At 31.8% G+C, this 26681-nt stretch carries 25 protein-coding genes and 1 CRISPR repeat array; of the genes, 7 read left to right on the top strand and 18 right to left on the bottom strand.

Going from position 1 to position 26681, the window contains the following annotated elements; translation table 11 throughout:
- The first annotated feature begins 4 nt into the window (after window positions 1–4).
- Window positions 5–1255: an AAA family ATPase gene (locus METIG_RS07445; protein WP_013799602.1), complete on the top strand. Its 1251-nt coding sequence runs from the start codon at window positions 5–7 to the stop codon at window positions 1253–1255.
- The gene (locus METIG_RS07440) at window positions 1256–1792 is read left to right on the top strand and encodes a hypothetical protein (RefSeq protein WP_013799601.1); all 537 of its coding nucleotides are present in this window, start codon (window positions 1256–1258) and stop codon (window positions 1790–1792) included. It abuts the gene before it with no gap.
- Window positions 1793–1794: 2 nt separating this feature from the next.
- Here the strand turns inward: METIG_RS07440 and METIG_RS07435 are convergent, their stop codons facing one another.
- A complete protein-coding gene (locus METIG_RS07435) occupies window positions 1795–2652 on the bottom strand; it encodes an RsmD family RNA methyltransferase (RefSeq protein WP_013799600.1) in 858 nt (285 codons plus the stop codon).
- Between the two features lie 232 nt (window positions 2653–2884).
- Complete coding sequence (locus METIG_RS07430; RefSeq protein WP_013799599.1) at window positions 2885–4135, bottom strand: phosphoadenosine phosphosulfate reductase domain-containing protein; 1251 nt, start codon at window positions 4133–4135, stop codon at window positions 2885–2887.
- 719 nt (window positions 4136–4854) lie between these two features.
- On the opposite strand from METIG_RS07430, the gene recJ reads away from it, so the two are divergent.
- Entirely contained in the window at window positions 4855–6237 is a 1383-nt protein-coding gene (gene recJ, locus METIG_RS07425) for a single-stranded-DNA-specific exonuclease RecJ (RefSeq protein WP_013799598.1), read from the top strand.
- Between the two features lie 5 nt (window positions 6238–6242).
- On the opposite strand, the gene METIG_RS07420 is transcribed toward recJ, so the two are convergent.
- From METIG_RS07420 to METIG_RS07400, 5 genes are all read right to left on the bottom strand, one after another.
- The gene (locus tag METIG_RS07420; protein WP_013799597.1) at window positions 6243–6722 is read right to left on the bottom strand and encodes an acylphosphatase; all 480 of its coding nucleotides are present in this window, start codon (window positions 6720–6722) and stop codon (window positions 6243–6245) included.
- 241 nt (window positions 6723–6963) lie between these two features.
- Window positions 6964–7608, bottom strand: a complete 645-nt coding sequence (locus METIG_RS07415) for a metallophosphoesterase (protein ID WP_048055589.1) — start codon at window positions 7606–7608, stop codon at window positions 6964–6966.
- Between the two features lie 106 nt (window positions 7609–7714).
- Complete coding sequence (locus tag METIG_RS07410) at window positions 7715–8269, bottom strand: hypothetical protein (RefSeq protein ID WP_172632620.1); 555 nt, start codon at window positions 8267–8269, stop codon at window positions 7715–7717.
- A gap of 329 nt (window positions 8270–8598) precedes the next feature.
- Window positions 8599–8826: a class III signal peptide-containing protein gene (locus METIG_RS07405; RefSeq protein WP_048055588.1), complete on the bottom strand. Its 228-nt coding sequence runs from the start codon at window positions 8824–8826 to the stop codon at window positions 8599–8601.
- A gap of 98 nt (window positions 8827–8924) precedes the next feature.
- Window positions 8925–9155, bottom strand: a complete 231-nt coding sequence (locus tag METIG_RS07400) for a class III signal peptide-containing protein (RefSeq protein WP_048055587.1) — start codon at window positions 9153–9155, stop codon at window positions 8925–8927.
- A 188-nt stretch (window positions 9156–9343) separates the two neighbouring features.
- Here METIG_RS07400 and cutA point away from each other — a divergent pair, with 188 nt between their 5' ends.
- Window positions 9344–9652, top strand: coding sequence for a divalent-cation tolerance protein CutA (cutA, locus tag METIG_RS07395; RefSeq protein ID WP_013799593.1), 309 nt, complete (start codon window positions 9344–9346; stop codon window positions 9650–9652).
- Window positions 9653–9655: 3 nt separating this feature from the next.
- Here cutA and METIG_RS07390 read toward each other — a convergent pair whose 3' ends face one another.
- From METIG_RS07390 to METIG_RS07375, 4 genes are all read right to left on the bottom strand, one after another.
- Window positions 9656–10813, bottom strand: coding sequence for an MFS transporter (locus tag METIG_RS07390; RefSeq protein ID WP_013799592.1), 1158 nt, complete (start codon window positions 10811–10813; stop codon window positions 9656–9658).
- Window positions 10814–10916: 103 nt separating this feature from the next.
- Entirely contained in the window at window positions 10917–12491 is a 1575-nt protein-coding gene (locus tag METIG_RS07385) for a COG1361 S-layer family protein (protein WP_013799591.1), read from the bottom strand.
- Window positions 12481–13641 carry an efflux RND transporter permease subunit gene (locus METIG_RS07380; RefSeq protein WP_013799590.1) on the bottom strand — a complete coding sequence of 387 codons (1161 nt, stop codon included), beginning with the start codon at window positions 13639–13641 and terminating at the stop codon, window positions 12481–12483. Before METIG_RS07380 ends, METIG_RS07385 begins: the two co-directional genes overlap by 11 nt.
- A 20-nt stretch (window positions 13642–13661) precedes the next feature.
- Window positions 13662–14111, bottom strand: a complete 450-nt coding sequence (locus METIG_RS07375; protein ID WP_013799589.1) for a GbsR/MarR family transcriptional regulator — start codon at window positions 14109–14111, stop codon at window positions 13662–13664.
- Between the two features lie 184 nt (window positions 14112–14295).
- Between METIG_RS07375 and METIG_RS07370 the strand changes: the two genes are divergently transcribed.
- The gene (locus tag METIG_RS07370; RefSeq protein ID WP_048055586.1) at window positions 14296–15204 is read left to right on the top strand and encodes a homoserine kinase; all 909 of its coding nucleotides are present in this window, start codon (window positions 14296–14298) and stop codon (window positions 15202–15204) included.
- A gap of 596 nt (window positions 15205–15800) precedes the next feature.
- Window positions 15801–16935: direct repeats of the CRISPR family, unit length 31 nt; unit sequence GTTAAAATCAGACCCTTAGGGGGATGGAAAC.
- Between the two features lie 196 nt (window positions 16936–17131).
- Here the strand turns inward: METIG_RS07370 and infB are convergent.
- From infB to rbr, 3 genes are all read right to left on the bottom strand, one after another.
- Window positions 17132–18925, bottom strand: a complete 1794-nt coding sequence (gene infB, locus METIG_RS07365) for a translation initiation factor IF-2 (protein ID WP_013799587.1) — start codon at window positions 18923–18925, stop codon at window positions 17132–17134.
- A 181-nt stretch (window positions 18926–19106) separates the two neighbouring features.
- Window positions 19107–19517, bottom strand: a complete 411-nt coding sequence (locus tag METIG_RS07360) for a nucleoside-diphosphate kinase (protein WP_013799586.1) — start codon at window positions 19515–19517, stop codon at window positions 19107–19109.
- Between the two features lie 70 nt (window positions 19518–19587).
- Window positions 19588–20157 (bottom strand): rubrerythrin, encoded by a 570-nt coding sequence (rbr, locus tag METIG_RS07355; RefSeq protein ID WP_013799585.1) that lies wholly within the window; start codon window positions 20155–20157, stop codon window positions 19588–19590.
- 96 nt (window positions 20158–20253) lie between these two features.
- Here rbr and purE point away from each other — a divergent pair, with 96 nt between their 5' ends.
- Window positions 20254–20727, top strand: a complete 474-nt coding sequence (gene purE / locus METIG_RS07350) for a 5-(carboxyamino)imidazole ribonucleotide mutase (RefSeq protein ID WP_013799584.1) — start codon at window positions 20254–20256, stop codon at window positions 20725–20727.
- A gap of 107 nt (window positions 20728–20834) precedes the next feature.
- On the opposite strand, the gene METIG_RS07345 is transcribed toward purE, so the two are convergent.
- The 4 genes from METIG_RS07345 to METIG_RS07330 form a co-directional block, all read right to left on the bottom strand.
- Window positions 20835–22796 (bottom strand): PINc/VapC family ATPase, encoded by a 1962-nt coding sequence (locus METIG_RS07345; RefSeq protein ID WP_013799583.1) that lies wholly within the window; start codon window positions 22794–22796, stop codon window positions 20835–20837.
- A gap of 475 nt (window positions 22797–23271) precedes the next feature.
- Window positions 23272–23649, bottom strand: coding sequence for a phosphoribosyl-AMP cyclohydrolase (hisI, locus tag METIG_RS07340; protein ID WP_013799582.1), 378 nt, complete (start codon window positions 23647–23649; stop codon window positions 23272–23274).
- Between the two features lie 148 nt (window positions 23650–23797).
- Window positions 23798–24799 carry a beta-ribofuranosylaminobenzene 5'-phosphate synthase gene (locus METIG_RS07335; protein ID WP_013799581.1) on the bottom strand — a complete coding sequence of 334 codons (1002 nt, stop codon included), beginning with the start codon at window positions 24797–24799 and terminating at the stop codon, window positions 23798–23800.
- A 122-nt stretch (window positions 24800–24921) separates the two neighbouring features.
- Entirely contained in the window at window positions 24922–25383 is a 462-nt protein-coding gene (locus METIG_RS07330; RefSeq protein ID WP_013799580.1) for a CBS domain-containing protein, read from the bottom strand.
- A 66-nt stretch (window positions 25384–25449) separates the two neighbouring features.
- On the opposite strand from METIG_RS07330, the gene METIG_RS07325 reads away from it, so the two are divergent.
- Window positions 25450–26616, top strand: a complete 1167-nt coding sequence (locus METIG_RS07325) for a TraB/GumN family protein (protein ID WP_013799579.1) — start codon at window positions 25450–25452, stop codon at window positions 26614–26616.
- Window positions 26617–26681 lie beyond the last annotated feature (65 nt).

Here is a 26681-nt window from a genome sequence, read left to right as displayed (position 1 = left end):
AATTATGGTTATAAAAAGAATATGTGTCAAAAATTTCAAAAGTTTTAAAGAATTGGATGTTGACCTTGGGAAATTTAATGTGTTAATTGGGCCTAATGCTTCAGGAAAATCAAATTTTATTCAAATATTTAAATTTTTAAGAGATTTATCTATGTATGGATTAGATAACGCAATATCCATGCAAGGGGGTATTGAGTACTTAAGAAATATGAAAATAGGCCCGTCCGAAAACTTATCAATAAGAGTAGTTTTTGATAAAAAATTTAACGTACCAATATTATCCGAAAAAAACCAAAAGTTTTCAATGGAAGTTTGTGAAGTTATTTATGATTTTGTTATGGAATTCAAAAAAAGAGGTTTGGGATTTAAGAGTGTTAATGAACGACTAACTTTGAAATGTAATTTTATTGAAGAAAATACTAATAAAAAGTTGGGAGAAGGAAAATTAATTTGTTCACTTAATAAAGGGAAATTGCGTATTAAATTAGAAACTCCCTCAAAATTACCATTAAAAAAAGAGGATATTGTGTTCCCACCATCATTAAAATTATTAGAAAGTAAATTACCTAATAATATATCTATTCTTAAAGTATCTTTTGCAATTTTGCCTTTAATACCTATAATTGACGATTTGCAAAACGCGGCTATATATGATATAGATCCAAAACTTTCAAAAAAAGCTACACAAATTACAGGTAAATTTGAATTAGAAGAAGATGGAAGTAACTTATCTATTGTTCTTAAGAATCTTATTGAAAATAAAGAGAAAAAAAGAAAGCTCTATAATTTAATTAGTGAGCTTTTACCGTTTGTAGATGACTTAAATGTAGAAAAATTTGAAGACAAATCTTTATTATTTAAACTACGAGAAAAATACTTTAAAGAACAATATTTGCCAGCATCTTTAATTTCTGATGGGACTATTAATATAACTGCTTTAATTATTGCAGTATATTTTGAAGAGAAACCCTTAACAATTATTGAAGAACCAGAAAGAAATATACATCCTTATCTTATTTCGAAAGTCATTGAAATGATGAAAGATGCTTCCCGTAAAAAACAGATTATTGTAACAACACATAATCCTGAAATGGTAAAATATGCAGGTTTGGATAACATTCTGGTAGTTTCAAGAAATAAAGAAGGATTTTCTACAATTTCAAGACCATTAGACAAAAAAGAAATTAAAGTATTTTTGGAAAACGAAATAGGAATTGAAGAATTATATGTTAAGAATATTTTGGGGGGCATCTAAATGACCTACAAACTACTATATGTTTTTGTTGAGGGAAATGATGATGAAAGATTTTTTGAAAGGGTTATAAAACCACTTCTTGAAAAGAAATATGACCATGTACAAATAATAAAATATGCTGAAGAAAAAGATGAAAAAATAATTAATTGGATAAAAAGTATTGAATCTATGGATTGGGCGGATTATATTTATGTTGCGGATATTAATAATTCCCCATGTATAACTAGAAGAAAGGAAAAAATAAAACAACGTTATAAAAATGTAGATAATAATAAAATTATCATAGTAATTAAAAAAATTGAAAGTTGGTATATTGCAGGTATTAGTCCAGAACTTGCTAAAAAATTAAAAATAAAGCTTACACATAATATTGATGCCAATACTATAACAAAAGAGCAATTTAATAATCTAATACCAAAAAATGACTCTCGTATCAATTTTATGATAGAAATTTTAAAGCATTATTCTATTGAAATTGCAAGAAAGAAAAACAAATCATTTGACTATTTTATGAGAAAATTTATTGACGCTTATTGATGCTAAATAATAACCACTTCATCTGCAATCTCTTTTGCTTTTTTTAAATAAATATCTGGTTCCATGTATGGGAATAAATCTACAAAGCATATATCTCCTTTAACATCCAAATCCAAAAAATCGGCGTTAAAAATCTCAACACGCTCAAAAATCTCCTCCCCAAAATTTAATTCCATATTGTAAATCAGGTTGTCTATTGCATGTTTATTTATATCACAAAAAATTACCTTCTTTGCCCCCATTTTTAATGCAACCATTCCCAATGTCCCAACACCACAAAATCCATCAATAACAACCTTATTTTTAAGGTTAAGGCGTTTTATCTTTGAAACTTTTGGATTATAGGGTCTTGGAAATTCTATATGGACTTTTGATTGGTTTTTGCAAACTATTATACAATCATTTCCAAGTGGAAAAACATCACATCTAAAATCATCTCCAGCCAATAGTTTGTTTATATCTGATGAGTTTGAGGAAAATTTTTGATTAGTGGAAAGAACTCCTTTTATTTCTTTTATCTTAACAATCTCTTCTGCACATTCCCTTGAAACATCTGCCATTATGATAAGTTCATTTTCTCTCAGCACTGGAAGGTATTTCAATGGATACCCTACCTCTATTAGTGGGACCCCAACATCTTTCAAGGAGACGTTTTCACTTTTGAATTCCCCAAAATTATTCATTATTTCATAAACATTCAGCATGACATCATCTATATGCCTTTTTCCGCATTCACAAATGTTTTTTCTATTTTTTAGGTTTAATTTTTCTATGGGGACTGTTTTTGGTAGCGGTTTGTTGCATTTTTTACATGGCTTATAGGATTTTATTTTTTTGATGATAGTTTCTTTTGATAGCATTAAGTCCCCTCCCCACTGATAATTTATTGGCTTTATAGTTGTTCGCCTTACAAATGCATGAAATCCCTATTAGATTATATAAGGGATAATTAACCTTTATTTGGAATTTTACAATATGGTTTATACCTTTAAAAAATAAATGGCAAAACAAAGTTTTGCCGTAAAATTTGGCGAACAACTATATTTACTGAATATATTATTTTATTTTATCTTTATTTTTTGTTTTATTATTTTATTTGTTTTTTTCTTCTAATATCTTTCTTAATTCTTTCATCTTAGGTGGAAATTCCTTCCATCTCCAAAATCCTCTCAATGCATCCTCCTCAGCATAGAATTTTTTCAAATAATTAAACCATCTATTGAATAATTTTGGATACAAATCCCTAACTCTCAAAAATTCACTATTTAAAGCAGCAGGGCAGAGATAACACCCAATCCTCTCAAATCCTTTATCATACAATGGATTGTAAAGTATGTTGTTAATATAGATGTAGCTCCACACATCTAAGGCATTCCAATCCAAAATCGGGAAAATTGATGTTTGAAATGGTATAAATCGGTTTCTTCTTTCATATTTTAACTTCGCCCTTGTAAAACTCTCGTATTTCCTCGTGCCATCTATGGTTATAATTTTTTTGTTTTTATATTCTTCCTCAAAGAATTCCTTTAGTGGGATTAGTTTGCATACGCTATTGCACCATCTATTATCTTTTGTTGGAATGCCTTCTTTTTCAAGTTCTTTCCAAAAATCGCCTGCTTTTATAACATGGAGATTTAAATCATATTCCTTAGCAAATTTCTTTACAAAATCTATGGTATCCGGATACTCCAACCCAGTATCTATAAAAAGGACATCAATATCCTCAACGACCTTCGTAGCCAACAATGTAGAGATGGAACTATCTTTCCCCCCGCTGAATGAGGCATTTATGACATAGTTACTTTTATTTTTATACTTCTCGACATATCTTCTAATAAATTCTATGGACTTCTTTTCCATTTTTCTTATTCTGTCTTCATTTTCCTTTAAAAAGTCCTGTATTTTTTTCGTTTCTATTTCTCTCTTAAATGTTAGGTCTTTAACCTTTAACTTCCCTTTTCTCTTAACTGCCACACCAACAAATTTGCCAACTGATACACCAACATATTCCTCATCATCTATCTGATTTAATTCTTCAATATTTTCAATTAAACTTTCATCGACCCACTTTCCTTTCAGTTTTCTCTTTGTAGGTTTTATTTTTATTTTTGGTTCTTCAATTAAATAATAACCAGCAGATGGGATGAATTTCCACTTCAAATCAACTAAATCAAACTCTAACGTCCCAATTTGTGTGTTATTTAAATATACTCTCTTCCTATAATCTAAACCACTCATTTTTTCCAACAATATCAAATCATCATACGCAAAATTCCCATTTGTAAGTTCATTTAATACATCTATTTCAAATTTTGATGCGAATTTTGTATCCTCTTTAAACATGGTTTTCACCGTAAATTTTATACGGCAACGCTTATGTTCATTCAAGACGGCACTTTAAAGGATGGACTTGTTAAAAATATTTTATGATCAATGCATAATATATAGCAAAGTATGAATATTATTCTTCCTTAAAATATACGGCAAAACCCAAAAGGTTTTGCCAAAAAATTTGAAATAAACCACGAATCTTTGAGAGTATTAGTGCATTTTAAATATTGTGCATAACAAATTTATCATGGTTTAAAAAGTTTCATTATGAACTATAAATACCCCCCAGGAGTTAAAAATATAATACAGCAAAACCTAAAGTTTTGTCAAAAAATATACGGATGAGTCTTGATATAGTTGTTCGCCAAATTTTACGGCAAAACTTTGTTTTGCCATTTATTTTTTAAAGGTATAAACCATATTGTAAAATTCCAAATAAAGGTTAATTATCCCTTATATAATCTAATAGGGATTTCATGCATTTGTAAGGCGAACAACTATATTTTTTATTGTTTTTATTGGCTGATATGTGGTTATGTTGTTTTTGATTAGAGGAGCGGTTAGTAGATGACTATAAATTAAAACTAAAAATGGGTGTTATGATAAATTCTAAGAAACAACATAAAAATATTGTAAAAATAATGCTTTAAAATAGTGATGGATTTTACGCAAACAATACATGTTTTTAAAAATTAATGTGATGTTAAAATTTTCATCCTTTGGTGACTATCATGGAAAATTTAAAAAGAGCCGTAAAAACGCTAAGGAAAAATAAAGACAAAAATATTTTGATATGCACACATATAGATACTGATGGAATAACTTCAAGAATTATATTGGAAAAACTAATGGAAAGATTAAATATTGATGCAGATTTTATGTTTTTGAGGCAGATTAATGTTAATAGCATTGAAGAAATCCCATTTTCTGATTACGATTTGATAATATTTGCCGATTTGGGGAGTGGGCAGTTAAGTTTAATAAAAGAAAAAATTGAAAACACCAATAAAAAAGTAATCATATTAGACCATCACATGGTCGAGAATGTAAAAATTCCAGAAAATATAATAAACGTCAATCCGTGGAATTTAAATAAAGATGGTGGAAAAGAGATCTGTGGGGCAGGAGTTTGTTATTTCTTTGCAAAAATATGCAATCCAAGATGGACGGACTTGGCGAAATATGCTGTCCTTGGCTCTATTGGAGATATTCAGAACTTTGAGGGAAAACTCAAGGGATTAAATGAGAAAATTTTAAAGGATGCGATTGAAAGAGGGGATGTTAAAAAATACATGGATTTACAATTCTATGGAAAGCAAACAAGGCCTTTATTTATTTCCATGAAGTATTTTACAGATGTTAGGACTGATTTGGTCAACAATGATTCAAGAATCATTAGATTTATTATGAATGTTGGTGAAAAATACAACTTGGACATAAATCCAACGTTATCGTTGTGCGAGATTCCATTTGAATGTAAGAGGGCCTTAGGAAGTGAGTTTTTGCATAAATGTAACAAATATGTCCCAAGGGAGTGGAGTATATACTTACCAAAGGTTATTTTTGGAGAGGTCTATGAGTTTGTTCATGAGGAATTTAAAACACCACTACGGGATTTGGAGGAATTTTCAACCTGCATAAATGCATGTGCAAGATATGGGGAGTATGAGATAGCGTTGAATGTTTTGAGGGGGGATAGAGAGAGTTATTATAAAAAAATGCTCTCAATGTTGAGGAAGCATAGGAAAAATTTAGCAAAATCATTAAATCATGTTAAAGATGAAGTAGAGGTTATACAAAAAGATAAATTCCAATACTTTGAGACAGACAAAATAAAGGCGGAAATAGTGGGAATTGTTGCAAGTTTAACATATTCCTTAGAAAAGGTTGATTGGAAAAAACCAATATTTGCAATTGCGGATAATGGGGATGGATATAAGGTCTCTGCAAGATGTCCAAAGCTCTTAGCATTTGCTAAGGACATAAATTTGGCAGATGCAATAAGATATGCCTCCTATAAAGTTGGTGGAAGTGGAGGGGGGCATAAGTTCGCATGTGGGGCTTATGTTCCAGATGTAGATGAGTTCATTAAGCATTTAGAAAAGAGATTGTAAAAAACTCATTTATTTTTCAAAATATCAATTAAAACATCAAATTTTTTATTTAATTCATTAATTCCTTCTTTTAATTCATTCATACTATCCTTAATTTCAATCAATAACCTTTTATGTTCTTCCAATTCATTAAAGATTAATTTAATATATTTAACCCCTTCATCTAACTTTTTATTCAACTCCAATAAGTCATCCGCAGAGATTCTATTCAATCCTTTTGGAAATTCAATATATGCATTTAACTCCTTTTCCTCAATTTTATTAATTTTAATTAATTTATCTTCTTCTTCCAAATCCTTTATGAATTCTTTGAACAGTCGTTTTTTCCTTTCAGATGGGAAGTTTGCTAAAATCCTAACACTCCCATCCTCGTAGTTATAAACAATCCCATCAATTCCTAAACCTCTTCCAATATCTTCAAGTCGCTCCCTAAATCCCACATGTTGGACTTTCCCATAAATTATTAATTCATAAGTGATTGTCATCAGAAGCACCTTTTTTATAGTTAGTGACAAAACTTTCTGAATTGAATAAGGAATATTGACTGGCAGTCATTTTTACCATATTGAATGCAATACTTTTTATCACTAACTATATTTTAGTATTTTTTAATTTTTGATATTTATCAAGTTTGCGTTAAAATTGACCATATTCACCAATAATTAAAACCATAAGGAAATTTTTAGAAATTTTTATGTATAAATAAATGACTATATTTTCACTCAATTAGGGTTTTAACTCTATAATCTCTAAATATTTTGTCTTTGTATCAAATACAAAAAAGGCATCTGGTGATGGGTTTACGATTATGGTTTCTCCAATCTTATCTATACACCTACTTTCATGGATATGCCCACATGCACAAAGGATTGGTTGATATTCTTCAATTATTTTTCTTACAGCTTCACTACCAACGTGGGTATCCCCAACTCTATCAGCCATTGTATTCTTTGGTGGAGCATGAGTAACTAAAATGAAATTATTTTTTAGAGTATTTTTATCAATGTCCTTTATTCCTTTTAGAAATTTATTGAATAATTCTTCATCTTCATATTCGTTTGGAGTGTTAAATGGTGTTCTATTGCTCCCTCCAATTCCAACAAACTTTATTCCATTTATTTCGTTGCATTTTTCATCAATATTTAAATTGTATTTGTTTAATTTTTCTATTGCTTCCTTTGTGTCACAATTTCCTGGAACTGCTAAGACCTTAACATTTTCATTGACGCTTTTTAAAAGGTCTATTATCCTAAAATCTCTCCCAAAGTGAGTTATGTCTCCTGAGATTAATATAACATCCGGTTTGTATCTTAAAATTTTATTAAAGTTTATTAATTTTCCATGTAAATCAGTTAAACCCATTATTCTCATTTTTGACACCCAATTTAATTAAAAATTATAAGCAAACTTAATAAGTTATTAAATTTAAAAGTTGTAAATTTTTATTCAAATTCTAATTATTCATCAATTATTATATTCATTTAACTTTTACTATCTTTGCATTACCACTTTGATACAATATTTCAAAGTATTTAGTGTTGTTAAAAAATCCACCATCATACTGACCTATATAATCTGAAATAAATATATAACTTATGTTTTCTTCTTTACATACATTCACAAATTTCTCATAATTTTTATTATCCACCAATTGACAGAGCTCGTTAAAGGTCAGATTTCCAAATTTTGTTTTGTTGGATGAAAATTTAGTAAAATAATAGTAAGGCATGTTTTTAGTGTATAATGGTAAATACTGCCCAGCATCTTCTCCAAAATTTAAAAACTCCTGGTTTGTTATGTTATTCTTATTTATCCAATCGTATAGTTTCAAGTCATTATCATCAATAACAAAATAATGGGTATTTTCGATGTGTTCTTTCTGAATTGTGTAATTTGTTACTGTGGAAAAGGAAAAATAGGATAAAATAGCAATTGCAAAAACCGTCCTCAAAATTCTATGTTTCTTAGGATTTTTAATGTTATTTATTAAATTATTTATGTAATATAATCCCATTCCATAAATTATAGGCATTATTATTTGAATATGGCAGCCCATTCTTACGCTATCATATTGATTACTAAAAAATGGTATATAAATGTGGAAAATCTCAATATTTAGCATATTCAATATTAAGAGTATTAACAAACCAAAGAACGATTTTTCTATTATATTTCCTTTAATTAGCCTATAAGTCCCAACAATGAATAAAAATATAAGTCCAAGGGAGATTGTAAATGTATATTCATTATCAAGTATTTTTCCAGATTTAGATTATCTAATGTATAATGGGTGTGTTTATTTATGGTTGCTTAATTATAGATACCTAAACTACTTAGCATACCTATTAACACTTCAGACAATTACCAACCCGTACTTGTGTCATTTAAATCTTTAACTTCACTATAAACGGTTTTATTTATTTTTATTATAGTTTTATTTGCAGATTTACCCGCATTCTCAGGGTGTGAATTTAGATAATTAGTGATATAATAATAAGATGCAATTGTTGCAACTACTATTGAAGATGCAACCAAAATACCAATTTCCATTGAAACCTGCCCTCTTTTAGAAAAAAGTTTTTTATGCATAAAGACACCCAAAAAGAAAAAATAAGTAATTTATATTTTTATAGTTTATTATTATAGATACCTAAACTACTTAGCATACCTATTAACACTTCAGACAATTACCAACCCGTACTTGTGTCATTTAAACCTTCAACTTCACTATAAACGGTTTTATTTATTTTTATTATGGTTTTATTTGCAGTATCTCCTGCACCTTTTGCTGAAGTTTTAACATTTGTTACATAGTAGTACGCAGCAATAGCAGCAACTGCTACTGCAGCAGCAACTAAGATACCTATTTCCATTGAGACCTGCCCTCTTTTAGACATTAACTTTCTTAATAATTTCATTGGCAATCACCCCACTGTATCTATTTGTATATGTTCATTTTATAGTATATATACTTTATTCTTTATAAAATAATATGAGATTGGAGTGTATGTGATGTGATATTTACATTAAATATATTTGGAGTTTAATTTATATTTTTTTATTATAAAATCAAATAAAACCAATAAAACCAAAATTGGTGTTAAAAATGTATGTGTTAGTTTATATCACTGCAAGCAACCATGAAGTGGCAAAAAAGATAGCATCACATCTTTTGGAGAGTAAATTAGTGGCATGTGCAAACATCTTCCCGATAGAATCCATGTATTGGTGGAGGGGAAAGATTGAAAATGATAACGAAGTGGCAATAATATTAAAAACAAAGGAAAAATTGGTAAAAAAGATTATTGAAGAAGTTAAAAAACTCCACAGTTACACAAACCCCTGCATTATTGCAATACCAATAATTCATGGCTCAGAGGAATTTTTGAAGTGGATTGATGAAGAGACTATTTAATTGTTAATTATTATTTTTTATTCTCAAATAACTTATAAAGCCTATTATACTTGAAAATATGGCTGAAACTTTAAACATATTTGCTATTCCCAAAATATCAGCCAAAAATCCAAAGAATATTGAACCTATAAACATTCCTATGTTTATACTTGTTGTAAAAAGCCCCATAGCTTCTCCTTTTCTATGTGTTGGAATATCTTTAATTGCAAGGGACGTTGTAGCAGGTGTGCATATCGAACTTCCAATTGCTACGATTGTTAATGAAGCCACCATGCTCAAAAATGAGGATGATATTGATAACATATACATTCCAAATGACATTATAAAAATTCCAAAGATTATTACTACATTCCCCAATCTATCGTAGAGTTTTCCAAAATTCCTTTGGAGCAATGCCATTAAAAGATTAGTTGCTGCAATCATGAAACCAATACGACCCATGGTTATGCCATAGTTGGTTGCATATAATGCCAAATAAGTAATTATCCCTGCATTTACCATTACATTAGATGTGTTGATAACAAAAGAAGATAAAAAATTTCTATTTCTTAAGAATTCAAATGAAAATAACTTAATTTTATTTTTTGTATTTCCTATATTTTTAAAAGCAATATCTTCCAGCTTCGTATAACTTATAATTGCCGCCAAAATTCCCAAAAATCCACAAAAGTAGAATGGTGTTTTAATCCCATACATATCAGCAAGAATTCCTCCTACGAACGGCCCTACACCAAAACCCAATGTAATTGCAGAATTAAAGATTCCCATATATTCCCCTAATCTTGTCTTTGGTGCTATGGCTGCCACATAAGAACCTGCTACTGGTGTTACAAAAGAGGAAAAGATTCCTGTGAAAGTTCTAACAATTAAAAGGCCCAAAACTGTATTAACAAAATTATACAGCAGTGTAAAAACTCCATAAAAAAATGCTCCGCTCACAATAAAAAACTTCTTCCCATATATATCCGATAAAACACCCGCTGGAATCTGAGCTATTGTTCTTGCAAGTGCAAATGAACCAAATATTAAACCAATTTCAAAGTTCGTAGCTCCCAAAGTTTGGGCATATATTGACATAATAGGTGCAATAAAACCAACACCAAGCATAGTTACAAAAGTCGTAACCCAAATAACAAACATACTCCTTACTGGTTTTTCCATGACATCACCTAAAAATATTAATAAAAATAAAAAAATACGAAAAATAAAAGGATATTTGGAAAAAGAACGACAAAAATAAATTATATTAATTATTGCTCAATTTTTACTGTTTCTTTCCCTTCAACTGGTAATATCCTATTGCTACTAAAGCAATTATGATTATTATTAACCCCACCAATGTTCCGAAGTTTCCTCCATTGGAATTCTCGACAATCACTTTTAAAGGTTTTTGGGAAATATAAACGTTATCATCCCCTTCATCCCTATCTCCCGCACACCTAATTTCAAGTGTTATGATATATTCTTTTGGATTTGCATCTTTATCTACATCAATAACAATAACTCCAGTTCCATTCTCTCCAGGATAGAGAGTTCCTATCGTATCACTCTTCTGTGGATAGTCAAATGGTTGTCCAGAGTTTCTTATTGCAGAAATCTTAACATTCTCTGCCTTTTCATTACCAATGTTTTTAATGGTTATGTAAACCTTATTTTCCTTCCCCGCCTCTACTTTAACCTCTTTTGTGAGTATTTCAAATATTGGCTTTGGTTTTACATATATATTGATTGTTTTTGTTGTAGAGTATTCTTTATTGAATATATCCAAATAAGTTATGTTTATTGGTACTTCATAATGCCCAGATTTTGCATATTTATCAACATCTATGTAAAAGGTTACTGTTTTTGATTCTCCACCATGCAGGGTTCCAATGTTCTTTATATTGCAATTACTCCAACTATCTTTAAATGGATATTTGGCAATTAAATTAAGTTCAACATCCTTTGCCTCACCATGACCGTTATTTGTTACTGTTACTTCTATCTTGCAGTATGTATTGCCTGGCTTAATTTCCTTTGGCTCAGTCACAACATTACTTATGCCAAGTAAAATATCCCCCCTCACAACGAATCCAAGATTTATATTTTCTGTTCTCTGGGTTCCATCTTCATCTATCCACGTTATTGTTGAAGGAATTATGTAGGAACCTTCTAATGCATTATCTGATGTATGAAGTTTTATATATACGGTTTTCTTTTCCCCTGGTTTTAATGCTCCCAAGTAGAACTTTGTTTTATCCACTGGTGAGATAAAGTTGTTATTTCCAATGTTTAAAGATATTTCCTTTGCAGTTCCAGTTCCTTTATTTATTACAGTTATTGGGATTGTTTGGGTTTTTGCAGGGGTTAAGGTTAAATTATTTGCATCTATCTCAAAGTTTGCAATCCCATAAACTGGCAAATAATAGACCTTGGTAAATTCATGGTGAGTTACTACTTCCTCCCCATTTTCATCTTCAACTTCATCATAACTAACCGTAACATCAATCCTATAATCCCTTGAAGGGGCGTTCTCATCCACATGCAGTTTGAAGTAAACAGTATCACTTTCTCCTGGGTTTAAGTGGGAGATCGTTGCTTTACCTATCTCAGGATTTACTTGTCTTAACTCAAATGGGTAATGCGGGGTTATTTTAACAGTTAAATCCCTAATTTCATTATCATAGTTATCGTTTGTTATTTTAAACCAAATATCAACATCATCTCCTGGATGTATGGTTAATGGCTGATATTGGGGGTTGTCTATCTGCAAGGCATTGACACTGAGTAGTATGGAGAAAATCAGTGGAATTACAAATAATTTTTTAAATCTAAATGTCTCTTTGATTTTAGTTAGCATCATTACCACCTTTTAGTTTTTTAATTAGTGGTATTATGTATTTCTCTTCAATGATTATCATTGCTGGCAATAAAGTCAGAACTGCAATCATACAGAAAAAGATTCCCAAAGCACAAACCTTCCCAAGGTTTGCCATCATTGGTAGGGGGGCTAAGGTCAGTGCAAGGAAACCAACAACTGTTGTTGCTGTTGTGGCCATAACTGCAGTACCTGTTTGGACAACTGCTGTTTCTATTGCCTCTTTTACTGGTCTTTTCTTTTTTCTTTCCTCCTCATACCTATGCATTAGGTGGATTCCATAATCAATTCCCATACCAAGTAATAATGAACCTATCCCAGCTGTTGCCATGTCTAACGGAATTCCTAAGAGCCCCATCGCTCCCCCAGTCCAAATAACTGCTATTAAAACAGGTATTAGAGGCATTATTGTTGATAGTGGCTTTTTGAAGTATAGGAACAGCACCAACAAAACACCAATTAAACCCACTACTGTTGTGAAAGATTGGCTTTCTTTCATTAACTCATCCATTAACTTCCTCATAGGTGGAGTTCCTGTGCAAACAACTTCAACTCCAGGGGGGAAAGGAGCTTCTTCAATCCTCTCATTTACATCATCCAAAACCCTCATCAACTTTTTCTGATCTCCCCCTGCATCGGTATAGGCATTAACAACAACCATCGAGAAATCATTATTAAATATCTTCGCTCTTTGCTCTTCTGGGAGGGAATTGTAAATTTTCTTTACAGTATCAATGTCGTTAGGTACAACCCCTCCGTTTGCAGTTATTATGGCATCAACAGGAGAACTAACGCCTGTTATTCCATCTATTCCCTTTAAATCATCTTCAAGATACTTTATCGCCTTTAAAACTCTTGGGTCCCTTATATCAACAACTTTATCAGAGCTATCAGAGGGTTTCAACTTTATACAAATGGTTATAATGTCTGTTCCTCCAAAGTTATCCCTAACTTCATATAATGTCTTAATAATGGGGTTATCTTGAGGCAGCATCTTTTCAAATGCTGTCTGGGATTTGATGTTTGTTGCAGAAATTCCGGCAAGAATTGTAACAATAAGGATAATTAAAAGCATTAGAAAGGGCTTCTCATCTGAGAACTGTGCCACTTTTTTCAATATCCTTTCAAGCATTATACCACCACAATTTATAATTAGCCCTCTAATTTATTGAGAAGCTCTAAAACTTTCTCTGAGACCTTTTTCATCCTTTCAATACCTTTTATTTTTCTTTTTATGAACTCTTTTTCTTCTCCTTCAGATTTTTGTTCTAATTCCTTTAATTTTTCGTAGGTTTTGGTTATTACATCATGTTTCTTTTTTACAATATCCTTATATGAAGAAAATCCATCCATCGCCTCATAGTAATTCCTTCTTTTTCCCTTAATCCATACCTTTCTTACAAAACCCAATTCTTCAAGTTTATTTAATGCCATACTCACATTTCCTTTGCTAATACCTAATTCATCCATTATATCTGCTATGCATAATGGTTTATCAGACAAATAGAGAATCGCATAAACTCCTCCAACTGATTTGTTCAAACCATGAATCTTGGCAATTTCTGAAAATAACTCTATAACTGCCCTTTTTACCTCCTCCATAATTACACCAACCCAACATATATATGTTCAAAATGTTCAAAATTTTCTGAACAAATTTAATACATTGTAATATATAAGCATTACGTTTTAAAGTTAAAAACAATTTACAAATATTGTTTTTTATAGTTGTCTGCGAAATATTATTTGGCAAAACCTAAAGGTTTTACTGTATATGGGTGATAAGATGAGAAAAGTAACTGTTCGTTCTCCAGCAACATCTGCCAACTTAGGACCTGGGTTTGATGTATTTGGTTTATGTTTAGATGAGCCATATGATATAGTTAGCGTTGAGAAAATGGAAGAAAATGGCATAAAAATTGTGGTTGAAGGGGAAAAAAGTGAAGAAATTCCTACAGAACCTGATAAAAATACTGCTGGTGTTGTAGCAAAGGCAATGATGAAAGATTTTAATATAAAGGAAGGTATAAAAATTCACATAACAAAAGGCATAAAACCAGGTAGTGGTTTAGGAAGTAGTTCAGCATCCTCTGCTGGTGTTGCAGTGGCCATAAATGAACTCTTCAACCTAAACCTCCCAAAATTAAAGTTGGTTGAATATGCCGCATTAGGGGAAGGTGTTGCTGCTGGCTCTCCACATGCCGATAACGTTGCCCCAGCAATATTTGGTGGATTCACAATGGTTACAAACTACAACCCATTAGAAATTTTGCATATTCCCGTTGAGATGAATGTCTTAATTGCTTTGCCAGACATCCAAATAAGCACAAAAGAAGCAAGGGAAATTTTACCTAAAAAAATTGAGATGGAAGATATGATAAATAATGTCGGTAAGGCATGTGGTATGGTTTATAGTTTGTTTAGGAATGACATTGAATTGTTTGGAAAGTATATGATGGTGGATAAAGTTGTTGAACCACGCAGGGCAAAGTTAATTCCAAAATATGAAGAAGTTAAGGAAAAAGTTAAGGACAAGGTTTATGGCATAACTATTAGTGGTGCAGGACCTGCTATAATTTCTATTCCAAAAAAAGAACATCTTTTGGAAGTTAAGGAGTTGTTTGAAGAAGTTTGGGGAAGAGTTTATTACACAAAAGTTGGGAATGGAGTTAGTGTTTTAGAAAAGGATGATTAGATTTTTAATGTGTAATATTATAGTTATTCACCAATTTTTTGCACGGATTTAGATGCAATCAAATTTTTTAAAGGTAATAAATCATATTGTAAAATTCCAAATAAAGGTTATTATCCCCTATAATTTAATGAGGATTTAGTGCATTTGTAAGGCGAACAACTATAGTTTTCTTAGCTCTGGATTCCAAGATTTGGATTTTAGTATTATAAAATTCATGAAAAGTATTACTACCATTCCCTCGCTAAAAATTTTTATTTTTTGATTTAATTGATTTTTAGGGGTTATTTTTTAATTTTAAGGATTTTTATCAAATTTCGGAGGGTGCTTTATTTTGAATAATCCAAATCTTTAATTTTATGGATTTATTGAGATTTTTTGATTTTAAGGAATAATAGGAATTATTTCAAATTTTCCCCGATTGATAGAGTTTATTTAACGATTTAAATAGATTTTAAAAAATTATTTCGAATTTAAACGATTTTTAGGGAAGTGCAGAGGTATATAAATGAACACTGTTAATACCCCTTTGAAAATTAAGGTTTCGAAAAGAAGCAAATAGAAACCTTTATATAGGAAAAAGAGCAAAATATTGTCCTGTTAAAATCAGACCCTTAGGGGGATGGAAACCTGAGAATTTCAAAATTTCAGACGGTAATCTGTACGAGTTAAAATCAGACCCTTAGGGGGATGGAAACGCTTTTTTAGCATACTCATCGGAATCATCAAATAATACGTTAAAATCAGACCCTTAGGGGGATGGAAACTGTAGAGTTTTGAAATATGGGTATTTTCTGGCTATAGTTAAAATCAGACCCTTAGGGGGATGGAAACCACTCTTCTGCAAGTTGTTTGGTTGTAACAAATTGTTAAAATCAGACCCTTAGGGGGATGGAAACCTTTTAACGAATATGTTAGACAGCGGATTAGGAGGAGTTATGTTAAAATCAGACCCTTAGGGGGATGGAAACTATTGAGAGATTTGTTTAACTGCTTATTTTCAAATTGTTAAAATCAGACCCTTAGGGGGATGGAAACATAATCTTTTTTTAAGTGTGGCACATAATAAATGAGGTTAAAATCAGACCCTTAGGGGGATGGAAACAAGTTACTGGAAATTCTTGAGTTACTTGCAAAGTTACGTTAAAATCAGACCCTTAGGGGGATGGAAACATTTTTAGCAGTATTTGGACTTATGCGTTTGGAAAGTGTTAAAATCAGACCCTTAGGGGGATGGAAACTAAGTTTATTGTTTAGTGGGTTTGGCTCTTCATTGTCGTTAAAATCAGACCCTTAGGGGGATGGAAACCCTTCTCAACAACTATAACAACCCTTTTAGCATCATTCATGTAGTTAAAATCAGACCCTTAGGGGGATGGAAACAATGCTTTAACTGTTAATCCATCATCGCATTCACAGTTAAAATCAGACCCTTAGGGGGATGGAAACTGATATTTTACTTCTTAAGTGCATTGCTGAACTTGAGTTAAAATCAGACCCTTAGGGGGATGGAAACTTATGAAGAAAGAAACTCTACGATTTTCTTAACATCATCCTGTTAAAATCAGACCCTTAGGGGGATGGAAACCTCAAGCATTGCTGTTATGTTTGCTCCGATTCTGTTTAGTTAAAATCAGACCCATAGGGGGATGGAAACTCGGGTCTTGTTGTTGCTGTCCACCTTGTTGTTGTGGTGCTACAACGTTAAAATCAGACCCATAGGGGGATGGAAATAGCGATAAAATCAATATCAAAAATAAAACAAAATCAAGTTAAAATCACCCTTAGGATGGAAATTTTATTTTTACCTAAAAGAGGCACTGCCGAGCGTAGCGAGGCAGTGCATCCGATTTGGATGAAACCTTTTTTAAAGGTTTCATTTAAATTTACAAATAAACTATTGAAAAAAATAAAAAATTAAGAAAAGTCATTACCTACCCCAGAATGGGTTGTTTTCTAATTTTTGCTTTAATTCCATGTATCTGTAAAGTGCCTCCTGCTCATCTCCCCTAAGTTCATTTATGTAGTCGTGGTAGAGTTTTCTAACCTCGTTTTCTGAAATTTCAACATACATAAGGTCGTTCTCTTTTATATGTCTTCCAAGGACAACATTTCCATCTATAGCAATGGAAACTTGCTCTCCAACTTTTGCCTCTTTAACACTTTCACCTTTATTCTGAATCTCTTTCACAATACCCAACCTTCTACCATCTTCCCTCATAAGTGGAACCCCAACCCTCAAAGTTCCATACAATACCTCCACTCCACAAATTGCTGGGTTCTTTTGCCTAAATATGCATCCAGGAAGTAACTTAATCACTGCAGGTTTTGTTAATTTTGCCATTTCTCCTAATTTCATCTTTTCAAGTTCTGCCTTTAACCACTCCTCATAATCTTCAACAAGTTTGTAGATAATATTACCCTCAAATACCTTTATATCATATTTCTCAATCTCCTTTTTAGCATCTGGCAATATTTTGGTGTTGAAAGCAATAATTACCCCATAAAGTGGATTTACCTGCTTAAATGATGCAACCTCTATAACATCTTTCTTTGAGACCTCTCCAACCTCGGCCTTCTTAATTTTAACCCCAATCTTTCTAAGTTCATTTGCCAAAGCCTCAAGTGAGCCAAGGGTATCTGCTTTGATTAAAATTCCTTCCTCATCAGTTTCTATTGTGGCCTCTTCAATCTCCTTCATTATCTCTTCTTTTGCTTCTTCTATTTTATCTTCTGGGACTATTCTCAAAGGACTACCGGCAATGACATTTTCTAAGTTTGGTGCTGCTATCTTAACCCCTGCTGCCGCCACAACTTCATTAACTGGCTTAAATTTATCCCTTGGGTCTCTCATTTCATCCAATGGTTTTGGTTTTAGTAATGCTTTGATTTTTGATACAACAATTCCATTTGGTCCACCAACAACAACATAGTCCCCTCTTCTTGCAATTCCATCATAAATAATAGCATCAATTGTTTTACCCAAACCTTTCTCTTCTTTAACTTCTAAAACAGTTCCTTTTGCATATCCTTCAACATCCAACTTCAAGTTTTGCTCTAAGAATTTCTGTGCCAAACCTGCAATCATCATTAACAAATCTGGAATTCCTTCCCCTGTTTTAGCTGATACTGGAATAATACAGACAGTTTTTGTAATATCTTCAACCCTTGTAAACAAGTCCGCATTAAAGCCCATTTCATTTAGTGGCTTTATTATATTTTCATACAACCTAATCTCAAATTCTGTCAATGCGTTAGGATGCTGGTTTTGTTCATTAAAGTTTAAGACAAATGGCCCTTCTTTTGAGTTCCATCCAGGAATTAAGTCGATTTTGTTTGCTGCAACAACGAATGGAGTTTTATACTGCCTTAATATGTTAACTGCCTCGATAGTTTGTGGTTTAAAGCCCTCGTTTATATCAACAACCAAAATTGCGATATCTGCTAATGCTCCTCCTCTCTTCCTTAAAGATGTGAATGCCTCATGCCCTGGAGTATCTATAACTAACAAACCAGGAATTGTTAAATCTGCTTTAAGCATTTGCAAAAGGTTTCCACACACCTTCTTTATCACATCAATCGGTATTTCACTCGCTCCAATATGCTGTGTAATTCCTCCCGCTTCTCTTGCTGCTACACGTGTTTTTCTTATCTTGTCAAGTAACGATGTTTTCCCATGGTCAACGTGCCCCAAAACACTAACTATTGGACATCTTAAAGCCATAAAAATCACCTGATTAAATTGTTAAATTGATATAACTAAACAAAATAGTTGGTGGTTATATTAAACTCCACTTCATATTTATTAGTTGCTCTTAAAAATGACCACATTCAAAATACCTAATTATCTCTAATTTTCTAAAATTTTAATTTATCCTTTAAGAAATTATGGCAAAATTGGATAATTATTCTAATTTACCAAAAAACAACTTTATTTCTCTTTCAGCATTTTCCTTTGAATCTGATGCATGAATTAGATTATCTGGCGTAGATAGAGCAAAATCCCCCCTTATAGTTCCCGGCTCTGCTTCTGCTGGATTTGTTTTTCCTATCATCTTCCTAACAACTGATATTGCATTCTCCCCCTCAATAATCATCGCCACAACCCTACCAGACGTCATGAATTCTATTAATCTTTCGTAAAAATCCTTTCCCTTATGCATTTTGTAAAATTCCTCAGCCATTTCTTTTGAGAGTGTTATCATTTTCATCTCAACGATCTCAAACCCTTTATCCTCAAATCTTTGTATAATTCTTCCAATTAACTTTCTTCTAACTGCATCAGGCTTTAACAATACAAAAGTTCTTTCTTTCATAATATCCCAAAAAATATTTTTTATTTTATATTTTATTTTTTATTTTAATGATTTTAAAAAGGTTTTATTTTTAAAGAGAAAGCATATCTGTTGCAACATAGTAACCCTTTGGATGTCCACATGATGGGCACTTCTCTGGGGGCTCAGTTCCTTTGAAAATATATCCACACTCAAGACATACCCATTCTACTTCCTCATCTCTCTTAAACATTGTTCCATTTTCAATAGCTTCAAGGATTTTTCTGTATCTTCTTTCATGATGTTCTTCTGCCTTTGCTATTGCTCTAAGTTTCCCCGCTATATCATTAAGCCCCTCATTTTCAGCAATTTCAGCAAATTCAGGATACATGATGGTATTTTCATGGTGTTCTCCATCTATTGCAGCCTTTAAATTCTCTACAGTATCTCCACAAACCATTGAAGTCTTAACTTCAGTTTTTATAGATTCTCCTCTCCTCAATTTTTGAATAAGCTTAAAAAGAGTTTCTGCGTGTTCTTTTTCATTTTCTGCTGTCTCAAGGAAAACTTTTGACACAAATATATATCCCTCTTCCTTTGCAATCTTTGCATAGAGTTGATATCTATTTCTTGCCATACTTTCTCCGGCAAATGCCTTAACTAAATTTTCAAGAGTTTTCATATTAACACCTCCGCAAACTAAATATATATGCCCCAAATAATAAAAGTCTTTCGTATTGTTTCATTGTTGAAATAAAAAATAAAAGTAGGTGAAAACATGATCTGCATAATTATGGGAAGTGAGAGTGATTTAAAAATTGCAGAAAAGGCAGTTAATGTTTTGAAGGAGTTTGGTGTAGAATTTGAGGTTAGAGTTGCCTCAGCTCACAGAACCCCAGAGTTAGTTGAAGAGATTGTTAAGAACTCAAATGCAAAGGTCTTTATAGCAATTGCTGGTTTAGCTGCCCACTTACCTGGAGTTATTGCAAGTTTAACAACAAAACCTGTCATTGCAGTCCCTGTTGAGAGCAAGCTGGATGGAATGGATGCTTTATTAAGTGTAGTCCAAATGCCTCCAGGAATTCCAGTAGCAGCAGTAGGAATTGATAGGGGAGAAAATGCTGCTATTTTAGCACTTGAAATTTTAGCATTGCAAGATGAAAAAATAGCCGAGAAGTTAGTTGAATACAGAAAAAAACAAAAAGAAAAAGTCATGAAATCAGATGAAAAAGTTAAAAATATGTTCAAATGAAAATATCTTTTCTCTTTCTCATATTTTAATTATTTTTTTATTTAATTGTTTTTTTTTAATTGTTTTATTAAATTATTTTTAGCAAAAATTCCAACTCTTAGCTTAAATTATGTCAAATCCACGTAAATATCCCTACCTTTTTTCATAGCCTTTAATAATTCCTTACCAATACTTGTTTTTTTGTTTATCTTAACAGTTCCATCAGAACTTACCGTTGCTGAGCAGAGGTATTCCCCATCAATATAAATCTTTATATTTGCTCCAGCAAAGTCCTCTCCAACATCTACAACTATATGTTTGCCTGTCTCTTTGAGTTTTGTGAATTCATATTCTGATATATATTCATAAGAGAGTTCTTCATTTTCAAATTTCTCAACGTCTTCTTTTGCCCTAACACTAATTTTTAATCCAAGGATATTTTCTAATTTTGAAATTTCTCTTCCACCCTTTCCTATTATAGAACCCATGTATTTTTCTGGAACTCTTAACTCAATGGTATTGTGGTCTAAAACCTTAACTTTTGGTTTTGCCCTTCTTGGAAGGAATTTCTTCAATATCTCTTCCAACTTCTCCTCAGCATATTTATAAATTGGTGGTCTATCAAACTCATCCTCCTTTATTGGCATTACTATAACTTCTTCTCCATAGGTGTAGATTTCGTATTCTGTCCTCTTTGTCTCAAAGTCCTTAATCTCAATTACTGGTCTTGCTAAATCAGCCTCTTTCATTCCATGAGGAACTTTAACTGTGAAATCAACCTCATAAACCTTTTCTATTTTTCCATCTTTGAGGAAAATTACGGTATCAACAATTTGAGGAATAACTCCTAACTCAACTCTACCAATTAACCTTTGGATGGCATCAATTGGTTTTGATGCGTGGACAACTCCAATCATTCCAACTCCAGCCATTCTCATATCTGCAAATATTTCAAAGTCCCTCGTCTTCCTCACTTCATCATATATTGTGTAATCAGGCCTAACCAATAAAAGGATATCGCAGGTCTTTTCCATACTACCCTCAAGAGGAGCGTATTGTGTAATCTCTTTACTCACCTGCAAGTCCCTTGGACTTTCCATGGTCTTTACTATTTTACCCTGCTGTCTGTAGAATTCTGCTAATGCTGAAACGAATGTGGATTTACCGCTTCCAGGAGCTCCAGAAACAAATATACCCTCTGCCCTCTCTTTTAACCTCTCCAATAATTCCTCAGATAAATTATAATCCTCTAAGGAAACCTTTGCTATTGGTCTTACTGCCGTAACTTCCAAAGCCTCAGAGAAAGGTGGCCTTGCAATTGATATCCTTATATTTCCAAGCTGGATTACTGTTGCCCCTCTTCTTTGAATTTCAATGAGACCGTTATTTTGCTCAGTGTATTTTATAATGTTATCAATAATTTCTTCCATCTCTTCTTTTGTGAGTTCTTTATCCCCAATAGGAACAAGTTTAACTTCTCCTGGTTTTCCTCTTTTTGCATAAGGAACACAGTTTTCTTTTAAGTGGACTGACATTGTCAATTCATCAAAATACTTATCTAAAACTAATTCAACCTTTTCCTCTTTTGCCTCTAAGTAATATGCTTCTATACCCTGTGCCAATGCCAAATTATATTGAATCCAATCACTTGTTAAAAGTACAGAGTTCGTTTCTTTTGCAACTTTTCTAATCATTGCATCTATTTCCCCACTTTTAGCAAGTGCAATCTCTTCCCTTGTAGGTCTCTCCCCATAGTATTCAATTTCAATGTTGTATTCCTTTGCAATTTCAACCATATGCCTTAACTCTTCAATCCCCTTATAACCAATCTCCCTACCCCTATTTGCTTGATATTCAAGTTCAGAAACCACAGCCTCTGGAATTATTATTTTGCTGTCTTTAATAACCCCTTTCTTTATTAACTCAGTTATTCTTCCATCAATAACAACGCAAGTGTCTACTGTTATGTTTTTATTTTTTAAATCTAATTCCTCAATAGGTATACCTTTTTTATCTAAATTTATGCTTTTTTCTTCTGAAAATTCATTGAACTCGTAATCATCATTAATATTCTCAATTGTGTATTTCATATCACATCACCTCGCTTTTGAATACTTTAACTTTAAATTTTATTTGATTACCCCAATTAATTTCAAGAATTTACAATAATATTTTTGTTTTAAATTAGTTTTAAACCCTTTTAAACTCTTGTATTATTTATTTAAGTATGTTTTTATTTGGATTATTGAAAATTATGTAGACTCGCAAAATTTTAGTTAATTGAAATTCTCTTTAAAATCTCATGCAACAAAATTTAGCAATATTTCAAAATATGGTTGTTCGCGGAATTCTTTGCACTTATTTAACTACAATAAATTTTAAAAGAACAATAAATCGTTCGTAAAATTTCAAATAAAGCATATTTGTCCTTTTAAATTCATTAATAACTATGACCACTTATAACGCAAATGACTATAAATGCGCCCCTGCCCCTCCAATGCCCGGGGAGTTAAATTTAAAAGAAAGCATTAAAAGTCCAATCATCTATATATATTTTAGTATATATTATTTTCGGTCAATAATAACTATATCTCCATCCTCAAGTTTTCTATGGAAGCAGGAATAATAACCTTCATGACATGCTACTCCCTTCTGCTCAACAACAAACAACAAAGCATCACCGTCACAATCCCTATAAATTTCCTTAACTTTCTGTATATTTCCGCTTTCTTCCCCTTTCATCCAAATCTTATCTCTGCTTGTGGAATAATAATGCATCAGTCCTGTCTCAAGTGTCTTTCTTAAAGATTCTTCACTCATAAAAGCAGTCATAAGGACATTTTTATCCTCATCTACTGCAATAGCAATGAGAAGCTTTTTACCTTCAATGTTTCTGAATTTTGGGTTTAGTTTTTTTATAATTTCATCAACATCCACTGACATATTTTCCCCTTAGTCATTTGCTGTTTCATTGCTTTACCATTAAAGCAAAATTTTTCTTTGTAATTTTAATAAGTTTCAAACCATTTATATATTATTTTTATTTATTTTGATTTGTTGTTTTATTATAGACTATAGACAAAATGTTTATTCACTTATTAATGTTATATTTTACTCTATATCCCACATTATTCGCTTTTGTTACTATTATTTCCCCATCAACACCATGTTTGTCAAGGATTTCGTTTGCTTTCTCTGTAATTAAATCCACATTCCCAAGTGCATAGATTGTTGGGCCAAAACTCGATAGTCCAGCATAACCTACCCTCTGCAACTCTTCTATAAGTTCTTTAACAATATCTGATTGCAAAGAGACCTCCACCTTTTTAAACCCAAGTGTTTGAAGTTCATTCACCACTTCCCCAAATGCATTTAAATCATCTTCAATAACCGCTGGAATCATCTTCATTAAAATCAAGTGACAAATTCTCTGAACTTCGTTTAAAGGAACGGGACAGTATTTTTTGAATATATCAACCTCTTTGTTACCATAAACATGCTCTCCCTTTGGGATAATTAAAACCACATCCCAATTGAAGTCATGTCTAAATATTATTGGTGCTGGTTTTACGCCTTTTGATGCTGATGAAGGCCTGAAATCTTCCTTATCTTTTCCCTTTCCAAATGAATGTCCTCCATCAACTAAGAATCCACCCATTTCAAAAGCCCCAATTCCAATTCCAGAAGTTCCTCCTCTCCCAGTAATCTTTGCTATTTCATAGGCATTAAGTTCCTTCCCATATATGAGGGATACTAATTTTCCTGTTGAAAGGGCTATCTGTGTTCCACTACCAAGCCCAGAATGGGACGGAAAGGATTTTTTTATGAGTAATTTTACCCCATCTTCGTTTATATGCTTTAATATTTTCTCTGCTGCATCTTTAACCCTTCTTTCTACATCTTTAATATAATTTTCATTAAAATTTTTAAGAATTGATTTATCAAACTCAATCTCAATTTCCTCACTTTCTTTTCCTTCAATTATTAAGTTTGGATTTTCAAGAGCTAAACCAACACCACCATCCACTCTTCCAATACTTCCATTCAAATCAATAAGTCCCATGTGAATCCTTGAAGGGGAAACAATTTCCATCTTGTCTCACCAAATTTTTTAATGTTTTTTTACTCACGATTATAATGATCAAGGATCATTTTTAGATTATTTTGATTATTTTATTTTTAAAATTTAATTTAAATCCAAATAATATGGGATATTTAGCATAATGCCTCTATCAAATCACCCCTTGTAACAATGCCCACCAATTTCCCATTTTCAACAACTGGGAGCCTTTTTATATTATTCTCGATCATTAACTTTGCCGCATCATTTATAGTTTCATCTGGAGAGATTGTTATAACGTCTTTTGTCATAACATCTTTGACCTTTGTTTTTAATGCCTTTTTTATATCTTCTTTAAATTCTTCAATTTTCAAAGTTGTTTTTAATGGTAGTTCTATTAAATCTAACGGGGAAGGTAAAATCAAACCAATTGACTCATTATGGGTAGTTATTGTTTTTACTATATCACTCTCAGATATAATACCCACTAATTTCCCATCTTCAACAACAGGGGCTCCGCTGATTTTATGTTCTCTAAATAATCTTATAACATCCCTTATGTCATCATCAGGATTTACAGTTATGGGTTTTTTCATAACATCTCTAACTTTTATCATAAGTATCACCAAATTTATATATTGCAATACCTAATATAGAATACCTAATATAAATACGGTGAGATTGTGAAGCATATTAAGATAAATAATGGTTTCAATGAATGTAACATTTATTTAATTGGGACAGCTCATGTTTCTGAAGAGAGTGTGAGAAAAGTTGAAGAAGCCATTATTAATATAAATCCTGATGTTGTGGCTGTTGAGTTGGATAGGGAGAGATTTTTAGCAATTATGGGAAACAATGATAATATGGATAACATTGACATTAAAAGAGTTATTAAAGAGGGAAGAGTAGGAATTTTTTTACTTCATATGATACTATCATATTTCCAAAAAAAGATAGGTGAAGAGTTAGGAGTAAAGCCGGGAAGTGAAATGAAAAAAGCCATTGAAATTGCAATACAACATCAAAAACCAATATCATTAATAGATAGGCAAATAAACATAACATTAACAAGACTCCTAAACAAAATGTCACTAAAAGAAAAGATAAATTTCTTTTTGAGCTTATTTGAAGAGAATGGGGAGATAGATATTGACAATAAATCAATTAATGATATGGTAAATAATGCGGATGAGTTAGTCCTACTTTTAAAAGATATTTCTCCAACAATTTACGAAGTTTTAGTTGATGAAAGAGACAGATACATGGCAAAAAATTTGTACGAGTTAAGTAAGGGCAATGAAAAAATTGTTGCAGTTGTTGGTGCAGGGCATATTAGGGGAATAATAAATTATTTAAAGAAATTAGAGAAAGGAGAAGACATAGATTTAAACGAACTAAATATGACCAAAAAAAGCAGGATTTGGAAATATATTGGAAAAATTATTTCAGTAGCAATAGTTCTTGTTATACTCTATGGCTTTTATAGCATATCTTCAAATATTGATGCATTGAAGAAATTAACCTTAGAGTGGGTAATTATAAATGGTTTCCTATCAGCATTGGGGGTTGTTATTGCAAGAGGTCATGTAATTTCTGCATTAGTTGCATTTCTCTCTGCTCCAATAACCTCACTAATCCCATTTGTTGGAGCAGGATGGATTGCAGGACTTGCCGAGTTAAAGTTTAGAGAAATTAAAAAAAGTGATATAATAGCCCTATTCCACGCAAATTCAGTAAAAGAATTGTTAAACAACAATCTTATGAGAATTTTACTTGTTGCTGCACTGGCAAACCTTGGAAGTGCCATTGGAACACTTTATTTCATTCCAAAGTTTTTAGGACATTGAGTAAGAAAACTAATAGGTCGAATTTCAAAACCTCTAAATTTCAAAAATTCCGATATTCTATTTTT

This window comes from Methanotorris igneus Kol 5 (assembly GCF_000214415.1).
GTDB classification, from domain to species: domain Archaea; phylum AGJL01; class Methanococci; order Methanococcales; family Methanococcaceae; genus Methanotorris; species Methanotorris igneus.
This window is presented reverse-complemented; position numbering and strand designations above follow the sequence as displayed.